This is a genomic window from Prevotella sp. AM34-19LB, from assembly GCF_003468525.1.
In the GTDB taxonomy this organism is placed as follows: Bacteria; Bacteroidota; Bacteroidia; order Bacteroidales; family Bacteroidaceae; genus Prevotella.
This window is the reverse complement of record NZ_QSIG01000013.1, coordinates 1-17194: the sequence shown is the minus strand read 5'-3', so window position 1 is coordinate 17194 and position 17194 is coordinate 1. Positions and strand designations below refer to the sequence as shown.

Below are 17194 nucleotides of genomic sequence, written 5' to 3'. Positions count from 1 at the left end.
CGAAACCATGTCCATAAGTTATAGAATACAATAAGGATGCTACATCATTCTTTTTTATGATTTTTTAACTCTTTCATCAATAGAATCTGCTTTAAGATTTCCTAGAAAACCTTTTTCATCAAGTTTTTTAGCAATATTCTTAGAAAAAAGTTCTTTATCTTTCATTCGCAAATTCTCTCCAAGATACAATTCTATAAAATTATATTCTGAGATTAAATTATACCTTTTTCTATTATGGAAGTATGGACGTGATGTTGAGATTATAACAATTTGCTTATTAGCAGGGAATTTATTCAACAAGTTTTTAATCGCATTATAAAAAAAACTTGCATTATCCATTAATAATACTATCTTATTTTCTTCAATTTTCTTGCAATGCTGCAAAAATGCCCAATAATCAAATCGTCTACCAACAAAATCATACACAACGAATCCTTCTTTATATAAAGTCAACCCTATTCTCTTCAAATATACCGATTTACCAGAGATAGCCTTTCCTATAATTGCTGCAATAAGATTTCTAGCCGACTTTGAAGTAGTACTCAAAATAGAACTAATTAAGCTATCAATTTGAGGATTAATAAAATCCCAATCAAAGAAAATATCTTTCCATAAAGGATTTTTTCCAATATATAAATCAGAATTATACCCCTTAAAAGAAATTTCATTGTGATATATACCATCTAAGAATCGGAAGCCATCTATCTGGTAATTTTGAGTAACAGCATCTTGTTTATTCTCAACAAGAGACGACAAATGATCCGCAAATTCTTCAGCTGTCCAATCTATAACATAGCCGTTTATTCGCTTTATCTTGTTTTTAAATATAAGACTAGGTTTCGGTTTTACAAAAAATAATTGACCATTAGAAGAATGCCCCTGAACAGCTTCATACAAACTTAAGTAATAGTCAAGATTTATTTCATCCATTTCGAATCCTAAAAAAACAAAGTTCTCTCGTTGCATATCTGTAGCAAAAGAACTGAATCTATAATCTCTAGAATTCAACAAAGAATCAATATAATCTTGCCTAGAAAACACTATTGAGCCAGAAGGGTTACGCACACATCCATGCAATTTTATATATTCTATAGACTTTGCTCTTGTATATGAAACCAAACGCTCTCTATTTTGAACAGCTAAAGAATCGACAGTTCTTGTATTCTCAAACAAATCATCAATATTTGTTGTGTATACTTTTTTCCAATCAAAATTAGCAATAATTTTATGAAATGGTTGAGGTTTGCATCCAGATAGAACGGAATTTAAATAATCTCTGAGTGTATCAACTCCTTTCTCTGATTCACAATATGAACATAAATCAGATAAAGAAGAATCCATTAACTCAGAAAAATCAGGTTCAGACTCATCTATTAACAAAAGTTTTTCTATCAAAGCTTTCTTCAATTGATAACCATCAGGTACGGTCTCACCATCACCATTAATAGCAAATTTAGAGAAACCCGCACCAGTGAATAAGATAGGAGATCCTTTCAACAAAACCCTATCCAACTTTTTTATTACATTTTCATCAATTTGTCCCATTGGTTCATGATTTTAAGTTATGAGTGTTAAAAAAAAACAGAATTCTTTCAACTAATAAAATTAGTTATTTTCCAAATTCCTTAATCTTCTGCACCCCTTTCAAGGAACAGACAAGCAGTTGTCCATTCTTCTCGGCTACGATATAGCCCACCAAGCCTTAAACTACCACCATTCTTACATCAGTAAGCAATTGAGAATCCCTACTCCAGGCGGTCCCAGCCCGCATAAACATGGCGCAGACCTTTGATGGTCCGCCAACCTTAGAGCGTAGCGGTTCTGAGCACCGGAGGACGGCTACATCCTCTCGTCCCTGAGGTTTCTGTCCCCTAGAAGGGGAACCGAAGGGGTCGCAAAGACTATTGAAGAGAGGCTTGGTGAGAAAGGTGGAGCTCTCCTTGCAGGAGAGACGGAGAGGTAGAAAAAACTCCTTCTTTAATGGTAAAGAAGGTTTCTGTCCCCTGTAAGGGGAACCGAAGGGGTCGCAAAGACTATTGAAGGATGATTTTAGAACCCCTACCCTACTCTTTCACCATGTTCCAGAGGAACAGGCTATTACCGATGATATATCTCCTCCACATACGCTTCGGTTCCTTCATCAATCTATAGAGCCATTCCAGGCCATGCTCCTGCCACCAGATAGGGGCACGCTCTACGGTACCAGCGAAGAAGTCGAAGACAGCACCGATGGTACCTACGTGACAATGGATGTTCAACTCATTCCAATGAGAGTACGTCCACTTCTCCTGCTTAGGCGCCGTCATGCCAATCCAGAGCAGATCAGGGTTGGCAGCATTGATGGCATCAATGATAGCCTTGTTGTCCTCATCCGAGAACTCAGGCTTATACGGAGGCGAATAAGTCACCACCTTCAGGTGAGGATACTCCACGGCAGCACGCTTCACTATCAGGTCGAGCACCTTCTGCGAACTACCCATAAACATCACCGTACCACCCTTCTTCTCCAGCTTGTTCATCTCGAAGAAAAACAAGTCCCAGCCAGCTATTCTTTCCTTCGGCTGGCTCTTCGCCTTAATCCACTTGCACGCCTTTACGATGCTCACACCATCCGGAATCAACACATCGCCATTTGTCAGGGCATCAGCAAAGAGCTGATCCTTCTTTGCCGTGTTAAAAGAATGAGCATTTACTGTGTTTATGAGCAATTTGCCCTCTGGTAATGAGGCTAGTTCCGCCTTACTACCCAAAATCGTTAATGTTTTTAATCGAAACATAACTGTATTTGAATTTATTTTGTTATCTTCGCAGCCATAAACAGCGGGGTCCATCAGAATCCCATCATTTCATGAACAAGAAACAATGATTATGACATACGATATTAATACTATATATACGAAGTATAAGCAGCTTACGAAAAAGCAACGTCAGCAACTCCTTGCGGCTCTTCAGTCGCAAGGCATCAACATTGTGAAAATCGAAGCCTACGAATATGCTGATGCCCCAGGCATCAAACATCTGTTTTTCTATTTTGCAGAGGATAGCAAAAAGGCTATCCCTTATTTTATGCTAGATAGCATGGTTTGGTGTAAGATTCAGTTGTCAATCATACAAATACATGATTGGCAACTGAAAATGACATAAAATTCTGCAGCCTTTATAAAACCTGCTCACAACATATTTACTTCCCAATATAACAAAAATCCATACATATATTTATCACCATGAAAGAAGACTTAGCACTTATATTTTTTTGTGCTTAAATGCTTTCCTATATAAGTTATAAATATTGTGTTATCCTCATTATTAGGAAATATATGAATACGTAAATTTCCAACCTTTACATGAAGGAAGCATTTTTGGTATCCAATTTTTTCCGAAACGAAGAAATTTCGTTGCGCACATAGATGACTATCATTTTTTACTGTATCAGATTCATCAGATATGAGTATTCCAAAATCAGTTTGCATTTTACAGACTTGAATACTTCCATCTTTCCAACTCATACAATAATTGTTCATGCGAATAAACACAGCCATAAGACCACTCATTACTTCTTGCCCCATAGCGATATATTGCCGTAATGCATCATCCGAAAATTTCAGTTTTTCAAACAACAATGAGGACAATTTCTGGAACGTATGTGGTGCGACTAAAGAACGAGCTATTGTGATACGATTTTTCTTGAAATCGGCCAAACAACCTATATGATTATAATCTTTTGGATCATAAAAAATACCAAACAAACAGCATTCTATTGGATAATTTTTCCTCAACCCCTCTAAGTCTTCACAAATGACACCAGAAGGTACTGTTTGAAAGTGCCTAAACATGGCTGGTAAAACACGATAACCCAATAAAGGATTAGCATCACAAATCATTTGATAAGTCATATTTCCATCCTTATCATGCAAAGAATAAAAGCTTTCATCATGACGGAATTTTTCTACATCTTGATTACAACAGAGTACAGCCTCATTCATGTCATTCAAACATTTTATCATTGCATCAATGGCCTCTGAAGCAAATGTTTGAGGATAAAAGAAATAGTTAATCATTACTTTTAATTTTCAATCTTTCCATATAATTTATTTGAGTTTGATCCATAAACCCCTTTGGCCAATCAGAATAGTTTCCAGCAGCATCAATTGATATAGGGGTTACGACAGGAGCACCCCCATCCTCAATTCCATAATTATTAATTGTTATTTTCGAAAGCCAATCTTTGTGCTGCAACCCAAACAATTGAATACCATCAATCACATGATCACTATGAGTTTCCAAAATAACATGGACACCAGAAAATGCTATAAAAGCAAGGAAATACCCTATAGCTGTTTGAGCAGCTGGATGCAAATGAGCCTCAGGGTTTTCTACGATAAACAAACTATTTGATTCTGCCACCAAACCATCAACTATGATTGGAAGGACATAACTAAGTCCAAATCCCATATTCGTAGTCTGAACATCCCCGATGGCAAACTGATTGCTGGTTCGGATGGAAGCTCTCATTAGTTTTGTATCGATGTTCGCCATCACTTTTATTTTATGAAAAATGGTAGATAACCATTCATTTACCTGTGCATTCAAATTCGGATTTTTAGAGCCAGGGAACATTCTTTCTGTAAGGATCTTTACCATACCTGCATCCGTTCCCAACACCTGTGCTGTTCTTTCGCCTCTAGTTCCACACGAAAGATAATCCATAGGAGATAACTTTTGAGAAGTTCTTGGTCCTTCCCTCTCTGCCGACACATAATAAAAATGTGAATTTGAAAACAAAGTTTCATCACTAGCAACATTAAGTTCACTAGGCAATACAAGTTCATCAAGTTTATCCTCAATATTCAACTTACAGCCTATCAAGACTTTTCCATCGAAATCGTCCAACAGCTGTATTGTTATTTTCGAATCAGAATAATTTTGATTTATAATATCTGACGTAGTTCCCAATTCCAACCCGAAAGTTTCGTTTAAAGCGACCCAACTCCCATTATCAAGAGCCTGTCTTAACAATAATAAAGCCTGGATTGTTGTACTTTTACCAAACCCATTAGAACCTACCAAGACCGTCAATTCGTTAATCGGTATCAATATGTCTTTAAAACATTTAAATCCTTCAATTTTTAACTTCTCCATAATACGTATTTTAGAGATTTAATATTTTTTTTGCTATTTCAAAAGCTTTTAAAATATTCGCTTTTCCATTAGTTCCATATGACAATGCCTTAAAGTAATCATCATCATTATCAATACAGTTGCCCAAAACTGGCACCAAACAATTTGTTTCAAATTTTCTTTTAACAATATTAATATCCAAATCACTTAAAACTACAGCCCAACTTACGAACAAAGCTTTATTTACAATACTTCTTGCTCCATAGTAGGATGTTTTAGAATTTACTTTTCTAAAAGCATGCCTTCCAAAAAGATAGTAAGCAATATTCATCGCATTTTCAAAAGCCTTTTCGTATTCATCAAAATTGAAATCTAACTCAGAATTCAAAAGTTCGATAAACAAGTTCAACTCTTCATCCATGTTTCCATCATATCTATCTAATGCTCCCTTTTTATATTGAAATCTAAAATAGAGAAAACGAAGGACTAACTCTTGAGCATCCATTCTGACATCAGAGATACTATTGCCTGTAGCCTTTAGAAATGCATCAGAATGAGCTAACTTTTTTAAAGTTAATCTAATCTGATTTCTAGATAAGCAATTTCTTAATTCTTGTGCATTAAGCGGTCTGCCTCCTGTATTCAATCTCTTAAATATATCATATTTAACTTTTGCTGGAGACTGAGGATCAATCACATTTACCGACAATTGTGTCATATTAAACCATCTGAAATACTTATCTTCTATTTTTCTCCCGGCAAGACTATAGGTTTTATCGTCACAAGTATTTGACAAATATTCCAACCCTTTTAAAACAAGTTTATTATCCATAAACTCCTTGATAGCAGTCAATCTCTGCAAACCGTCTACGACAAACAGCTTACCTTCCTCATCTTGAGAAAAATAGAACATCGGCAATGGTATTCTCAATAAAATTGATTCTATTAGACGTGATTTACGAAACCCATCCCATACTACATTTCTTTGGAAATCAGGAGATAAATCTAAATCTCCACTATTTATCATATCATAAATCAAACGAATTGAAAATGTCTTTGACTCTACGCGTATTTGATCTGGGTTATAAGGTTTTTCCAAACCTTTTTTACTCAAGGTAACATCAGACAAATCCACTCCATGCTGATTAGCCTCGATAACACGCAACGCCAAATCATCTAGTTTGTTCATTAAAGTTTCATAATCCTCTTGAACATCATGTTGACTTACTACCTCAAACTTTCCTTTTTTTTCATCTAAAGCCAATGTCATAAAAGGATTGTCCAAATCATCCTTTGCATACACAAGCACATAAGTTTCTTGTTTATCCTCACCTATCAAAACAGAATGAGGGTAAACAATCAATTTGGTTTCACCATATCCTTTTAAATTTAAAGCAATTTGCATAATAATATTGTACTAATTCCCGCTTGGGGTGAAAAAGCTAAAGCCTAAGCCCCTTACGTACCATAATTAATTTGTTTATCAATTATATTTCGTATCTTAACTAGGCGGATTGGGACATAGAAGGTCATGTTGACCTAACTGCTCCCTCTCATACCTAAGATACCGAAGAATTTCTCCGATAAAGCGGCAAAGAAGATACCATTCATTTCGAACTATTATTCTCCAATCTAGAACATTTTGCAGATAGCGTACTATGCTCAGGGTTCCAATCAACGATTACTGTCACATCTTGCACAAAGTTTAATTTGCCTATACAATTCTCCCGATGTTTTCTCGCAAGCAGACATGTTTGACTAAAAGCCTTTGACGCATCCGATACAATGACCTGCTTTCGCCGTCCAACAGATACAGTCCGCCAAAACCGTTATCAGAAATCCATATACCTACATACCATTGTTCCCAACAACTCGGTCTGCAAATGACTTAAAAGACATCCAAAGACCTTTTTGTTTATTTTTTGTGCAAAATTACACATTTCTCTCGATATTACCAAGGATTTTTGAAGAAAAATAAAGCTAGGTAACAAAAAAAACAAATTGGTACAAAAATGCTAAGCAGATTTGCACCTAACAAGATAGTTCCATTTAGGCAACTGTTCAACAAATACGATTCACTTTTGTCTTTCGGATACACAAGTGTCTCGTTTAGCAGGGACACTAGTGAACAATTTTCTTGTTATTGGGAATGCCCGACTTTGTTGGATCTTTTGGATTTGAATATAATATGATAGCAATCTGGTTCATAATGAAGTATTGAATATTGAACAAAGCATAACCAAGCTAATATGCTTTATCAGAATGAAGACAATCATTCAGGATATCAACCATCGACTCTTCAAACTTTCTGAGAGTGAACTTATCCTTGAACTTGCGATAACCATTTTTACCCATTCTCATTCTTCCTCTGGATGAATAAGAAGATATTCTATCTTAACAGCAAGAATATTGGCATTTCGCTTACTTACTATAAATCCAGTTTCCCCTTCATCGACAATATCAGAAATACCACCTTCGTCAGTAGCTATACATGGAAGAGCATGCTCCATAGCTTCAAGCAAGACTAACCCAAATGCCTCATTCAATGTTGGGAAAATGAAGATATCAGCATTCTCAAAGAATGCTTCTTTTTCCTCATTATACTTTTTACCATGGAAATAAGCTAGAGTCAATCTTGCCCCCCCACATTCATATTGCAAACTATCAGCGAATCGATTTTCAAAAGACTTTAGAGTGAAATTTTCTGTGAATCTTCTATATCCATCCTCTCCCATTCTCTTCCTCAAATCACTATCATCAAGAAGCTTAGATATACTTTCTACAAAAGCATCAGTATTGCCAGGCTCACATACGAAACCATTTTCACCATCCTTTATTTCAGCAGTAACACCACCAACGCCAGAGGCAACAATTGGAAGTTTAAACTCCATGGCTTCCAAATTAACTAGCGGAAAGGCTTCATTTAAAGAAGGAAAAACAAAAACATCAGATTTGCGATATTCCTCATTTTTCTCTGCCCCATATTTCTTGCCTAGATAAACAGCCATATCATTCAAACCCCTTTTCTCTACCTCCTCAGCAAAACGTGTAGCATCAATCTCTGCAGTTTCACCTCCAACAAAGTTACAAACAAAAGAATATCCCCTTTCCTTCAAGATCTTTAACGCATCAAGAAGTACTAATACTCCCTTATCAACTAGTAAATTAGATAAAAACAACAACTGAGGAATAACGTTATTTCGCTCAGAAGTTGGTTCTATGTCTAATGATGTTGGAATACCATTAGGACAAATAAAGACATTTTCTCTCTTAACATACTTCTCAACATCCTGATATAATGCATCTGCCAATAGAATGACCTTAATATTCTTGAAAAATATGCGATATAACTTATCATCAAGCCATTTGTCTTGACAAGTAGCCACCCCCTTATTATGGTAATGCACAATCACCTTATATCCCAGGAGTTTTATCAGTTCTACAACCACAAAATCCTTGTAAAAAGCTCCCCCATGAGAGTTAGGAGTTACATATACCATTTGCGGATGAATACCAACAAGAGTTTTCATTATTCTAGCGAGCAGACAAAAGAATTTCCATAACTTCCTAATACCACCCTTACCTATATCCTGAAGGCTTTTGGCCGTGGTCAGGTTTATATAATGGCATTCAAATTTATCATTAATCAACTTACTGTCATGGATGTACTTACCCATCATAGCAGCACCATGCACTGGTGGAGGCATGTGCATAATAAATAAAATTTTCTGTTTCATGACTTATAACATTATACTAAAATATCTCGTCCTCCTATCTTTCTATATTTGAAAGGCATTTTAAAACCTAGTTCATCTTCAATTATATGAAGAACATCAAAAGATGGCCCCCATCCGTTACAAAATTCAGGACTAAGTGCTATTGAAATGACATCAATCTTATCTAAAACTTTCTTTATGGCACGACATAGCTTTTTAACATAATGTGTTGTTAGAAAGCGATAATATCCTTCCTCTCCTTGCCCTTGAAAAAAGAAATCAAGATCTATATTCAATATCCAATGCTCAATATCGCTTTTACCTATCCAATAGTCAACATTATCGACTAAGTCATATATCTTTACGTCTGTAGCATCTGAGCTTATGGATTTCAAACTCATATTACGCCAATCACTACCATCATGATGAGTACAATAATAAGCTTTTGTCAATAAACCTGGATGCAATCGGTAAAATGCATCTATATAATTATCATATCTGATATCAGTAGCATTTGCCAATGAGTTAAAATCATCAAAATTTGTCCCAGTTAACCTATCATGATTAGTTCTAAGATAAGCATCACTTAGATTATTCAATAAATCATAATGCCTATCTATGTGAAATATACCATATTGATATGCAGGATTGATTTTTTGTTCCCAACACCAACTTGCACACAAGTGATTATCCATCACATAGAATTTATTATCATGAACTAAAAAATTAACGTTACAACAACCGGATTCACCTAAGATTTCATTTTTATATATTGTCTCCATTATAACCAATAGTTCGTTAATAATTCTATAATGCGCTAAGTAGCTTTACGCTGTAAGCACAAGAGATCTTTAAAAATTTTACTAATTAAAGTATGGTTCGGGATGTACCCACTTGCTTTAAAAATTCGTTTCACCATATAAATGCTGGTCATCAGCGACTTGAATGAAGACATAGAATATTCCACTCCCATCTCCTTCATAGTTACCTTGGCAACATTTAGCGATGTGAACGAAGCATTGAAAGCAAAATCGAGTTTCCACTTATCGCAAGCCTGGCAGTCCATAAGACCAGTATAGCCTTTGGCGTCACGAAAGCAAAATTCGATCTGGAACCTGGTTCTATAATAACCAACTAGATGTAAAAATCAAGCATAATCATCACTAAGGAGTCAAATATTCGTTTATAAAACTCTAGTATAACTTATGCAATATTTTCACAGAATTATTCTATTTTAAAACATTCTTTTTAATTTCTTCTTCCATAGATCTCATAGCATAATCAAATGTTATAAACATTTTGGATGACCTATCAGAATCAATCGACAACTGACAAGCTTTACCAATTTGTCTGACGATATCTTCCACGGAATTTGGATTTGTAAGGAATCCATTTACTCCTTCCTTTATCAAACAAGCAGATCCAGCAAGTTTGGAGATAACACAATTACAACCACCTAGTAAAGCTTCATTGGTAACTGCACCAAATGGCTCAATAACACTAGGGAGCACAAACACATCAGCACAACAATACCAAGCAGTTAGATCAGAATCATTCTTACGACCGACAAACTCCACATTAGCATGAAGTTCTCTTGCTTCTTTTTCAAGAGTTTCTTTAAGAACGCCATCACCTACAATAATAAGCTTGTAATCAAAAGACAGTAAAGAACATGCCTTCAGCAGACTAGATAAGTTTTTAACTTCAACTAAACGGCCAACAAACAGTAACGTTTTAAGACCACTAAGACCATATAGTTCTTTATATTGATTTGCTTTAGCTTTAACCTCATCAGTAACACTAGCCTTACTATCATCTGTCAACAAAGGCATAAAAATACCTTTATGATAATGGTGTTGATACCAAGTCTTTGCTCTAGAATCCAACAATATCAAATTATCGATAAAAGGCATGCACAACTTGCGAGACCATTCGTGAAAACGGGAAAAGCCTTTGCCAACTAACATGGCATAGCTATCATCACACTGTGATACAATCTTATATTTATATCCAAAAAGCTTCTTGATTAATATTACCTGCATAGCAAGAAAAGAAAACTCTGGAACCATTATAAACTCCGGTTTATATTGCTTTATCAGTTTTCGGAGTCCCCATACTACTTGACGGTCACCCATCATTCGAGTGATTTTCAAATATTTTGGAATAAAAGTACATTTCTTCTCCACTTCTTCCGTGGAGAAAAGCTGACCTTCAAAACCTCTTAACTGAAAATAAATATCACAATTCATATGCTCAGATATATAGTTGTAATAATCCAAGCGATAAGGAGCAAGTGCTACACCTAAATATAAATTTTTCATAATTTATTTTATACAATAGTTCGTTAATAATTCAATAATGTGCTAAGCAGCTATACGCTGTAAGCACGAGAGATCTTTGAAAATCTTACTAATTAAAGTTCGGTTCGGGTTGTACCCACATGCTTTAAAAATTCGTCTCATCAGATAAGTGTTGGTCATCAGTGACTTGAATGAAGACATAGAATATTCCATTCCCATCTCCTTCATAGTTACCTTGGCAACATTTAGTGATGTGAACGAAGCATTGAAAGCAAAATAGAGTTTCCACTTATCGCGAGCCTGGCAGTCCATATGACCAGTATAGCCTTTGGCGTCACGAAAGCAAAATTCGATCTGGAACCTGGTTCTATAATAAAGAAATACCTCTTCACCTGATCGAGTGAGGTCAAGATTCTTCATATCAATCTTGCCATCCTTGGTCTTTGGGCGACCACGTTTTCCAGTACGTGGACCAGCATAGACATAAAAGAGACAAGCATTGTCACGAAAGCGACTTATCAAAGAGAACCCTTCTTTCTTTATCCCATTAACAAATGTACTTGTAGAGAAGTAAGCATCTGCAACTATGAGGGTTGAGAGTTTGAGAAGTTCCTTGCGGTAACGCTTAATGACGTAGATATAGAAATCTACCATAGTCTTGTTTCTAAAACTCAGTTCTTTATTACTTAGCGACAGGTGTACTCTTAACGTCATGCAGTCTTTGGCATCAATATCAATGAGGCCAATACCCATGATTTCGAGACCATGCTTAACAGACTGTGCACATCCCGACCAAAAACGACCGATATGTGGAGTCTTCTTGCCAGCTTTGCTGATGTAACTGGGATCAATGGCAATAGCCCATCTTCCCTGTTTACCAAAGAAGCGCTTGGCAAGTGAGACATTAAGTTTGAACCAGTCAATGCTTTTCGACTTTTTTAAGCCGAATGCGTTGCGATAGGTTTGCTCAACATGCGAGCCATACTTAAAGATATCCATATATTGGTCAAGTCCTGTATTCATATAATTTTGCGTTTGTGGTGATTTTCAAAGTTACAGAAAACAGCGACTTGACCAACTTTTTATAGTTAAGTTTTCATAAGCATTTCTTAATATATATTATTGATTTACAGACGATTAAATATCAATTTAACGTAGTATTGATATTTAATAAGTTTCAAAAATAGAGCAAGGATGTAATTAACAACTTGCCAGTTTATTGTAAAAACATTACGTAAAGAAGGGTTAAAACTACACATTTTCACAATTTTGTCTGTAAATAACAATGTGATATTACAATGTTCGATAACCCCAGATGCCTAATATTTAACTACGTCAATTTAGAAGTTCATTTACATCATTGATTAGAATACCAATAAAATAGAAAGATAAAATATGAACTCAGCATTTCAAAACTATCCAACTATCATCGTAAATGTCATCTACGAAGTTTCTTCTTTTATCCATGGATAAGGAGCTATAACTATTTTATTATCATTCTCTCCGAGATATGCAGCCCACCAACTGAATGTACTATTAGAAATAACAAAATGCTTGCAGTGTCGCATCAAATAAAAATCTTCAATTGCAGATTTGGCAACATTAACATAACGAATATTTCCATTGAATCTATAGTTTTGCTTTATCCACTCTAAATCCTTCGGGCTATTTGAGAAAAGAAAGAAAACGGGATTTTCGACATTGTTTTTTATCTGGTCGATACCTTTCTGATAATAAGCTTCATCACATACTTGAAATCTATCATACAAAGTAAAGTCCCCTCTTCTAATATGTAAACAAACAGAATTACAAGACTCTATCTCTCTCTTTACCGATTCTACCGTTGAATTGAATTTTTCCTTTATCTCAAAATCTTGCTTTATCTGAGAAGTTATACTAGAAAAGAATTTTGGAGACTGAAAAAAACCTCTAACTAATTTAACAGGAAGAAATGTACGATTAAAAACGAAATACCTGATAGGCTCATCAGTAGTATAATACCCCAAGTACTTAACATATGAATGAAACCCTTTTTCTGTATGAAGCGAAACACCAAGTAATCGGTTAAAAAACAATCTAACTATCTTCGTATAAAAACGAGATGCATATTGCAAGAACCTTGAAGGAATAACGACATTTGAGTTTAAACGGAAATGATTCAATCCGTAAGAACGCACATGTCGCCCCCCTAATTTCGTTAAATCAAAATATATTTTGCCACCATAAATGGACTGTAGATAACGAGCATAGGCATACTGAAACATCTGATTACCCATACCATCTGTCAATTTAAGTAAAATCATTTTTAAAATTTTGTATATAATCGAAAGTAACCTTTAATTTTTGTTATTGCGATAGGAACTATTGTCTTGAAATTTAATTTATAGGCATTTTCTTTGAAATGTCTAATAGCAAATCTCAACGCATGAGGTGCATCAGCTTTATTGATATAAAAAGCATCAACATTCTCATATGGTAACAATTCATTAGGAACTACAAGATATTCATCTGCTTGTTCTGGTATGTTTATATTCATGTCTCTTTTCAAAAAATGTACATACATGAATTCATCCTTGAATACAGCATTGTCAACTACTGACAAACGATAAAGACGCCCACGTTCATAACTAAAAATAAAACGTTTGTTTTTCTTTTTATCTTTTTGTTCCAAATGGTCCAGCTTAAAATTATAAACAAAGCTAGACAAATTGGCAAACGTCTTCTTTTGATAATATGGAATCTGTTTATAATCAAATAAGCGATTTATAAAATCTTCATCCGTAAATTCTGATTTCGATGATTGCAATAATGGATATACAGATTCAGAACCTATTGTTTCACGAAATAAGCGATTAACATAATCAACATTTCGAAACAGGGTTGAATGCCCCTGATAACCAATCTTATCATACGTAGCAAATGTCGCTTCATCCAAAATGTTACGAATATTACCCCAAATAAGATCTATGTCACAAAATCCCCAAAAGTCATAACTTTTTAAATAGTCAGCAAATGCCAAACCATATGCTATTCTAAAATCACAAAGCTTATAAGGTTGACTTAAGTTTATCTCAAAATCAAACAATTTTTGAATTCGCTCTCGAACAGCAGCAAAAGTTGTATATTCAACTTTAACATTTGACGGATAGCAAAAATCTCTTTTGTCATCAGTTAAGATAAGCCAATTTACTGTTGGATTATTAGCACAACTGTGCAGCCAAACCGGAAATAACTTAGGAAAATTTCCAAAATAAGGAACTATATATAAAATCGATGTCATAGTCTACCAAAAATATTTTTCAAACCAACTTTCAGGATAATCCATTGGCCTATACATTCAATTAAGAACACTATCACTGCCATAGCTAATGGCATAATCCACAAAGGTAATATATGAGTAAAACCGACCATTACCATTGCAGATACCAAAACGACATGAGACAAGTAAATCGAATAACTACAATTACTAATAAACTCTAGAACTTTCAGTTTTGCGCCTGAAAATGAAATCTTAAAATTAAGAAACACACAAAACAATGATACATATAAGAAAAACTGTAAATGCTCATTCGTTTCATTGAAAACCAAACACCAACCCATATTTATCATTAACGAAGCAACTAGAAAAAGAAAACTAATCAATTTGAAGTACTTCATATTTTGATAAAAGTGAGTGATAGCATAACCTAATATATAATAAGCCAAGCAAGTAAAATAACTCCAATGAAATCCTTTTACCCATTGTACATCGTTTTTCCATAGAGCTCTAGCTATAAAAAATGCAACAGTAAGAAGGACACAATAATTTATTTGCTTTATATCAGCCTTTACAAAAAACGGCTTCAATATAGGAGTCATTAGATAAAGACCAATTATCATATAAACATACCAATAAACAGAATGAACTCCGTTCGTACAAAACATAATTGCAAACTTCGGAATAAGTTCTGGTGAAACAGGCCATTGTTCTTTATATATTGTAAGAATATAAAGGATTATACTCCATGACATAAAAGGAACCAATATACGCTTTAATCTTTTCTTTAAAAACTGATATGGGGGGGTCACCTTGCCTGATAAAAGAAGGGCACCACTTAACATTACAAAAAATGGAACAGCAGAGCATATTATATTTATCCACAAGAACCATAATAAATTTCCACAGAAAGAAAAGCCCTGCGTTTCGTGTAATTCACCTACATAACCACCACAATGAATGCACACGACCAAGAAACAAGCCAAAGATCGTATAAGATCGAAATTAAAATTTCTTTGCATATTTATAAAATATTTATTAATCTAACGCCGTATAAGCTGTAAAAGATAACCATAATAAAGTAAAGCCACACACAACAAATAAGACTGTTTTAAATTTATGAAGATTATATTTTTCATTAACTAAATCCACAACAAAAATTACAGAAAGAGGAAGCAGGAAATACGACATTCTAACAAAAACATCGTAATTTTGCAAGTTAAGGATTGTAAAAAACAATATCCATTTAGAATATCTTAATATCGAAGGGAAACGATCAGGTCTATCTTTTGAATATAAATAGAACAAATATGCCAACCAAATATAATTTAGTACTTTAATTGTTCTACTATATCCATTAACAACACCCGACCCACTTGTAAGGTAACCGCTTTGAGTAACAACAACATCCTGCAAAATACCACCTAAAGAGCCAACAACTTTTAATACAATTTCTATACCAACAATTGCTGCAAACAGAAATAGATAAATAAATATATCATCAAACCTAGAGGCAAACAAATATAAGATTCTAAAACCTAATAATATAAAACAAGAAGAATGTATTAAACACAACATTATATACAGCCCAAAACTTACAACTTTATTAATTTTCCCCCCAAAATCATAATAAATAACCAGAGCAAAAAGGGTATATGCCAATGGATTTCTCAAGCCGCCTAATCCAAAGAAATTAGTTAGGCAGAGAACATATATAATACCAACCTTTATTGCATCAGTTGTTAAGAAGTTATTTTTACCAGAAGAATATACCAATCTAAAAGAAGAATAATATATAATTATTGAAACTAATACAGGAAGGATGTATTTAACTTTTAAAAAAGTTAGCAGCCAAACAAATAAAGAAAACACAGGACAAGTCCTTATAAACTTTTCAGTATATATACTAGATATCATATTAATGTTACTAGAATTCATAGATATAACATCCTTAAAAGATAAATAAGAAACATCATCCCAAAAATGGTAATGCCAATTTAAGTCTGCTTCTGGATTTGGTTCCCACCAAAAGTAATATGAACATAACATCAGAGTTCCTAATGCTACACATATAGTTAAATTATTTCTGTTTGCAAGCAGTATTACTACTGATATCGCAACAATCAATATTAGTACATTCATTATCTATTTCTATATTCTGTTTCTTTTTTTTGAAAATAAAGAGTATTATCAGGAACATAACCTTTTACAATAGAACCTGCAGCAATTATGCAATTTTTCCCAATAATGGTATTTCGCAATATTACGACATTAGCACCGACCCATGTTCCCTTACCAATTCTTATTCTACCTTTAAGGAAACCGGTATTATCATGATTATGATCGTGATCAACAATCACAACATTATTACCAAAAGTACATTTGTCTTCTATTACTATTTCATTTAAACAAGTTACACTTACATTATGATTAAAAAAAACATCATTTCCAATCATCAAACGTCCTTTTACAATGAGAAGATGAAAATTAGAACGATGACCAATTTTACCAATATAAGAAAACTGAGACTTTAATAAACTTGAAATCAATCTACTGCCCCCCCAGCCCGTCCGAGAACGGCCGTTTGGGGGTGTATCATAGAGGGCAGAACCGCTATCACGACTCCACCTAAGCCTCTAAGGGCATATCTTTTTTCATCTTAAAATTTTAGTTTATGTTAAACAATTCGTCATAAGCTTAAAATGGCCGATATGAACACTAATAGAGCGTGTTTTTCGATGGTATTGATCCCTACAGGTCATTATCCAAGAGAAGCAATCAAAGCAGGTACACCTTTGAGAGAT

At 34.4% G+C, this 17194-nt stretch carries 15 protein-coding genes; 1 reads left to right on the top strand and 14 read right to left on the bottom strand.

Going from position 1 to position 17194, the window contains the following annotated elements:
- Window positions 1–54: 54 nt before the first annotated feature.
- Window positions 55–1545, bottom strand: a complete 1491-nt coding sequence (locus DW830_RS05670; protein ID WP_119249216.1) for an SIR2 family protein — start codon at window positions 1543–1545, stop codon at window positions 55–57.
- A 518-nt stretch (window positions 1546–2063) separates the two neighbouring features.
- Window positions 2064–2777, bottom strand: a complete 714-nt coding sequence (locus tag DW830_RS05665) for a WecB/TagA/CpsF family glycosyltransferase (protein WP_119249215.1) — start codon at window positions 2775–2777, stop codon at window positions 2064–2066.
- 91 nt (window positions 2778–2868) lie between these two features.
- Between DW830_RS05665 and DW830_RS05660 the strand changes: the two genes are divergently transcribed.
- Window positions 2869–3144 (top strand): hypothetical protein, encoded by a 276-nt coding sequence (locus DW830_RS05660; RefSeq protein ID WP_147487222.1) that lies wholly within the window; start codon window positions 2869–2871, stop codon window positions 3142–3144.
- 92 nt (window positions 3145–3236) lie between these two features.
- On the opposite strand, the gene DW830_RS05655 is transcribed toward DW830_RS05660, so the two are convergent.
- The 12 genes from DW830_RS05655 to DW830_RS05595 all read right to left on the bottom strand — a co-directional run bounded on the left by DW830_RS05655 (window position 3237) and on the right by DW830_RS05595 (window position 16846).
- On the bottom strand, window positions 3237–4058 hold the full coding sequence (locus tag DW830_RS05655) for a hypothetical protein (RefSeq protein ID WP_119249213.1): 822 nt from the start codon (window positions 4056–4058) through the stop codon (window positions 3237–3239).
- On the bottom strand, window positions 4051–5139 hold the full coding sequence (locus tag DW830_RS05650; protein ID WP_119249212.1) for an AAA family ATPase: 1089 nt from the start codon (window positions 5137–5139) through the stop codon (window positions 4051–4053). Before DW830_RS05650 ends, DW830_RS05655 begins: the two co-directional genes overlap by 8 nt.
- Window positions 5140–5149: 10 nt before the next feature.
- Window positions 5150–6523 carry a DUF262 domain-containing protein gene (locus DW830_RS05645; protein WP_119249211.1) on the bottom strand — a complete coding sequence of 458 codons (1374 nt, stop codon included), beginning with the start codon at window positions 6521–6523 and terminating at the stop codon, window positions 5150–5152.
- Between the two features lie 952 nt (window positions 6524–7475).
- Window positions 7476–8855, bottom strand: a complete 1380-nt coding sequence (locus DW830_RS05640; RefSeq protein WP_158573448.1) for a glycosyltransferase family 4 protein — start codon at window positions 8853–8855, stop codon at window positions 7476–7478.
- Window positions 8856–8866: 11 nt separating this feature from the next.
- A complete protein-coding gene (locus DW830_RS05635; protein ID WP_119249210.1) occupies window positions 8867–9616 on the bottom strand; it encodes a hypothetical protein in 750 nt (249 codons plus the stop codon).
- Window positions 9617–10063: 447 nt separating this feature from the next.
- Window positions 10064–11155 carry a glycosyltransferase gene (locus DW830_RS05625; protein ID WP_119249209.1) on the bottom strand — a complete coding sequence of 364 codons (1092 nt, stop codon included), beginning with the start codon at window positions 11153–11155 and terminating at the stop codon, window positions 10064–10066.
- 42 nt (window positions 11156–11197) lie between these two features.
- The gene (locus DW830_RS05620; protein WP_119249208.1) at window positions 11198–12157 is read right to left on the bottom strand and encodes a transposase; all 960 of its coding nucleotides are present in this window, start codon (window positions 12155–12157) and stop codon (window positions 11198–11200) included.
- A 419-nt stretch (window positions 12158–12576) separates the two neighbouring features.
- Complete coding sequence (locus tag DW830_RS05615) at window positions 12577–13437, bottom strand: alpha-1,2-fucosyltransferase (RefSeq protein WP_119249207.1); 861 nt, start codon at window positions 13435–13437, stop codon at window positions 12577–12579.
- A gap of 2 nt (window positions 13438–13439) precedes the next feature.
- Window positions 13440–14414 (bottom strand): DUF6625 family protein, encoded by a 975-nt coding sequence (locus tag DW830_RS05610; protein WP_119249206.1) that lies wholly within the window; start codon window positions 14412–14414, stop codon window positions 13440–13442.
- A complete protein-coding gene (locus tag DW830_RS05605) occupies window positions 14411–15412 on the bottom strand; it encodes an acyltransferase (RefSeq protein ID WP_119249205.1) in 1002 nt (333 codons plus the stop codon). The genes DW830_RS05610 and DW830_RS05605 overlap by 4 nt, the downstream gene beginning before the upstream one ends.
- Window positions 15413–15428: 16 nt before the next feature.
- Window positions 15429–16532 carry an EpsG family protein gene (locus tag DW830_RS05600; RefSeq protein WP_119249204.1) on the bottom strand — a complete coding sequence of 368 codons (1104 nt, stop codon included), beginning with the start codon at window positions 16530–16532 and terminating at the stop codon, window positions 15429–15431.
- Window positions 16532–16846: an acyltransferase gene (locus DW830_RS05595; protein WP_158573447.1), complete on the bottom strand. Its 315-nt coding sequence runs from the start codon at window positions 16844–16846 to the stop codon at window positions 16532–16534. Before DW830_RS05595 ends, DW830_RS05600 begins: the two co-directional genes overlap by 1 nt.
- Window positions 16847–17194: the final 348 nt, after the last annotated feature.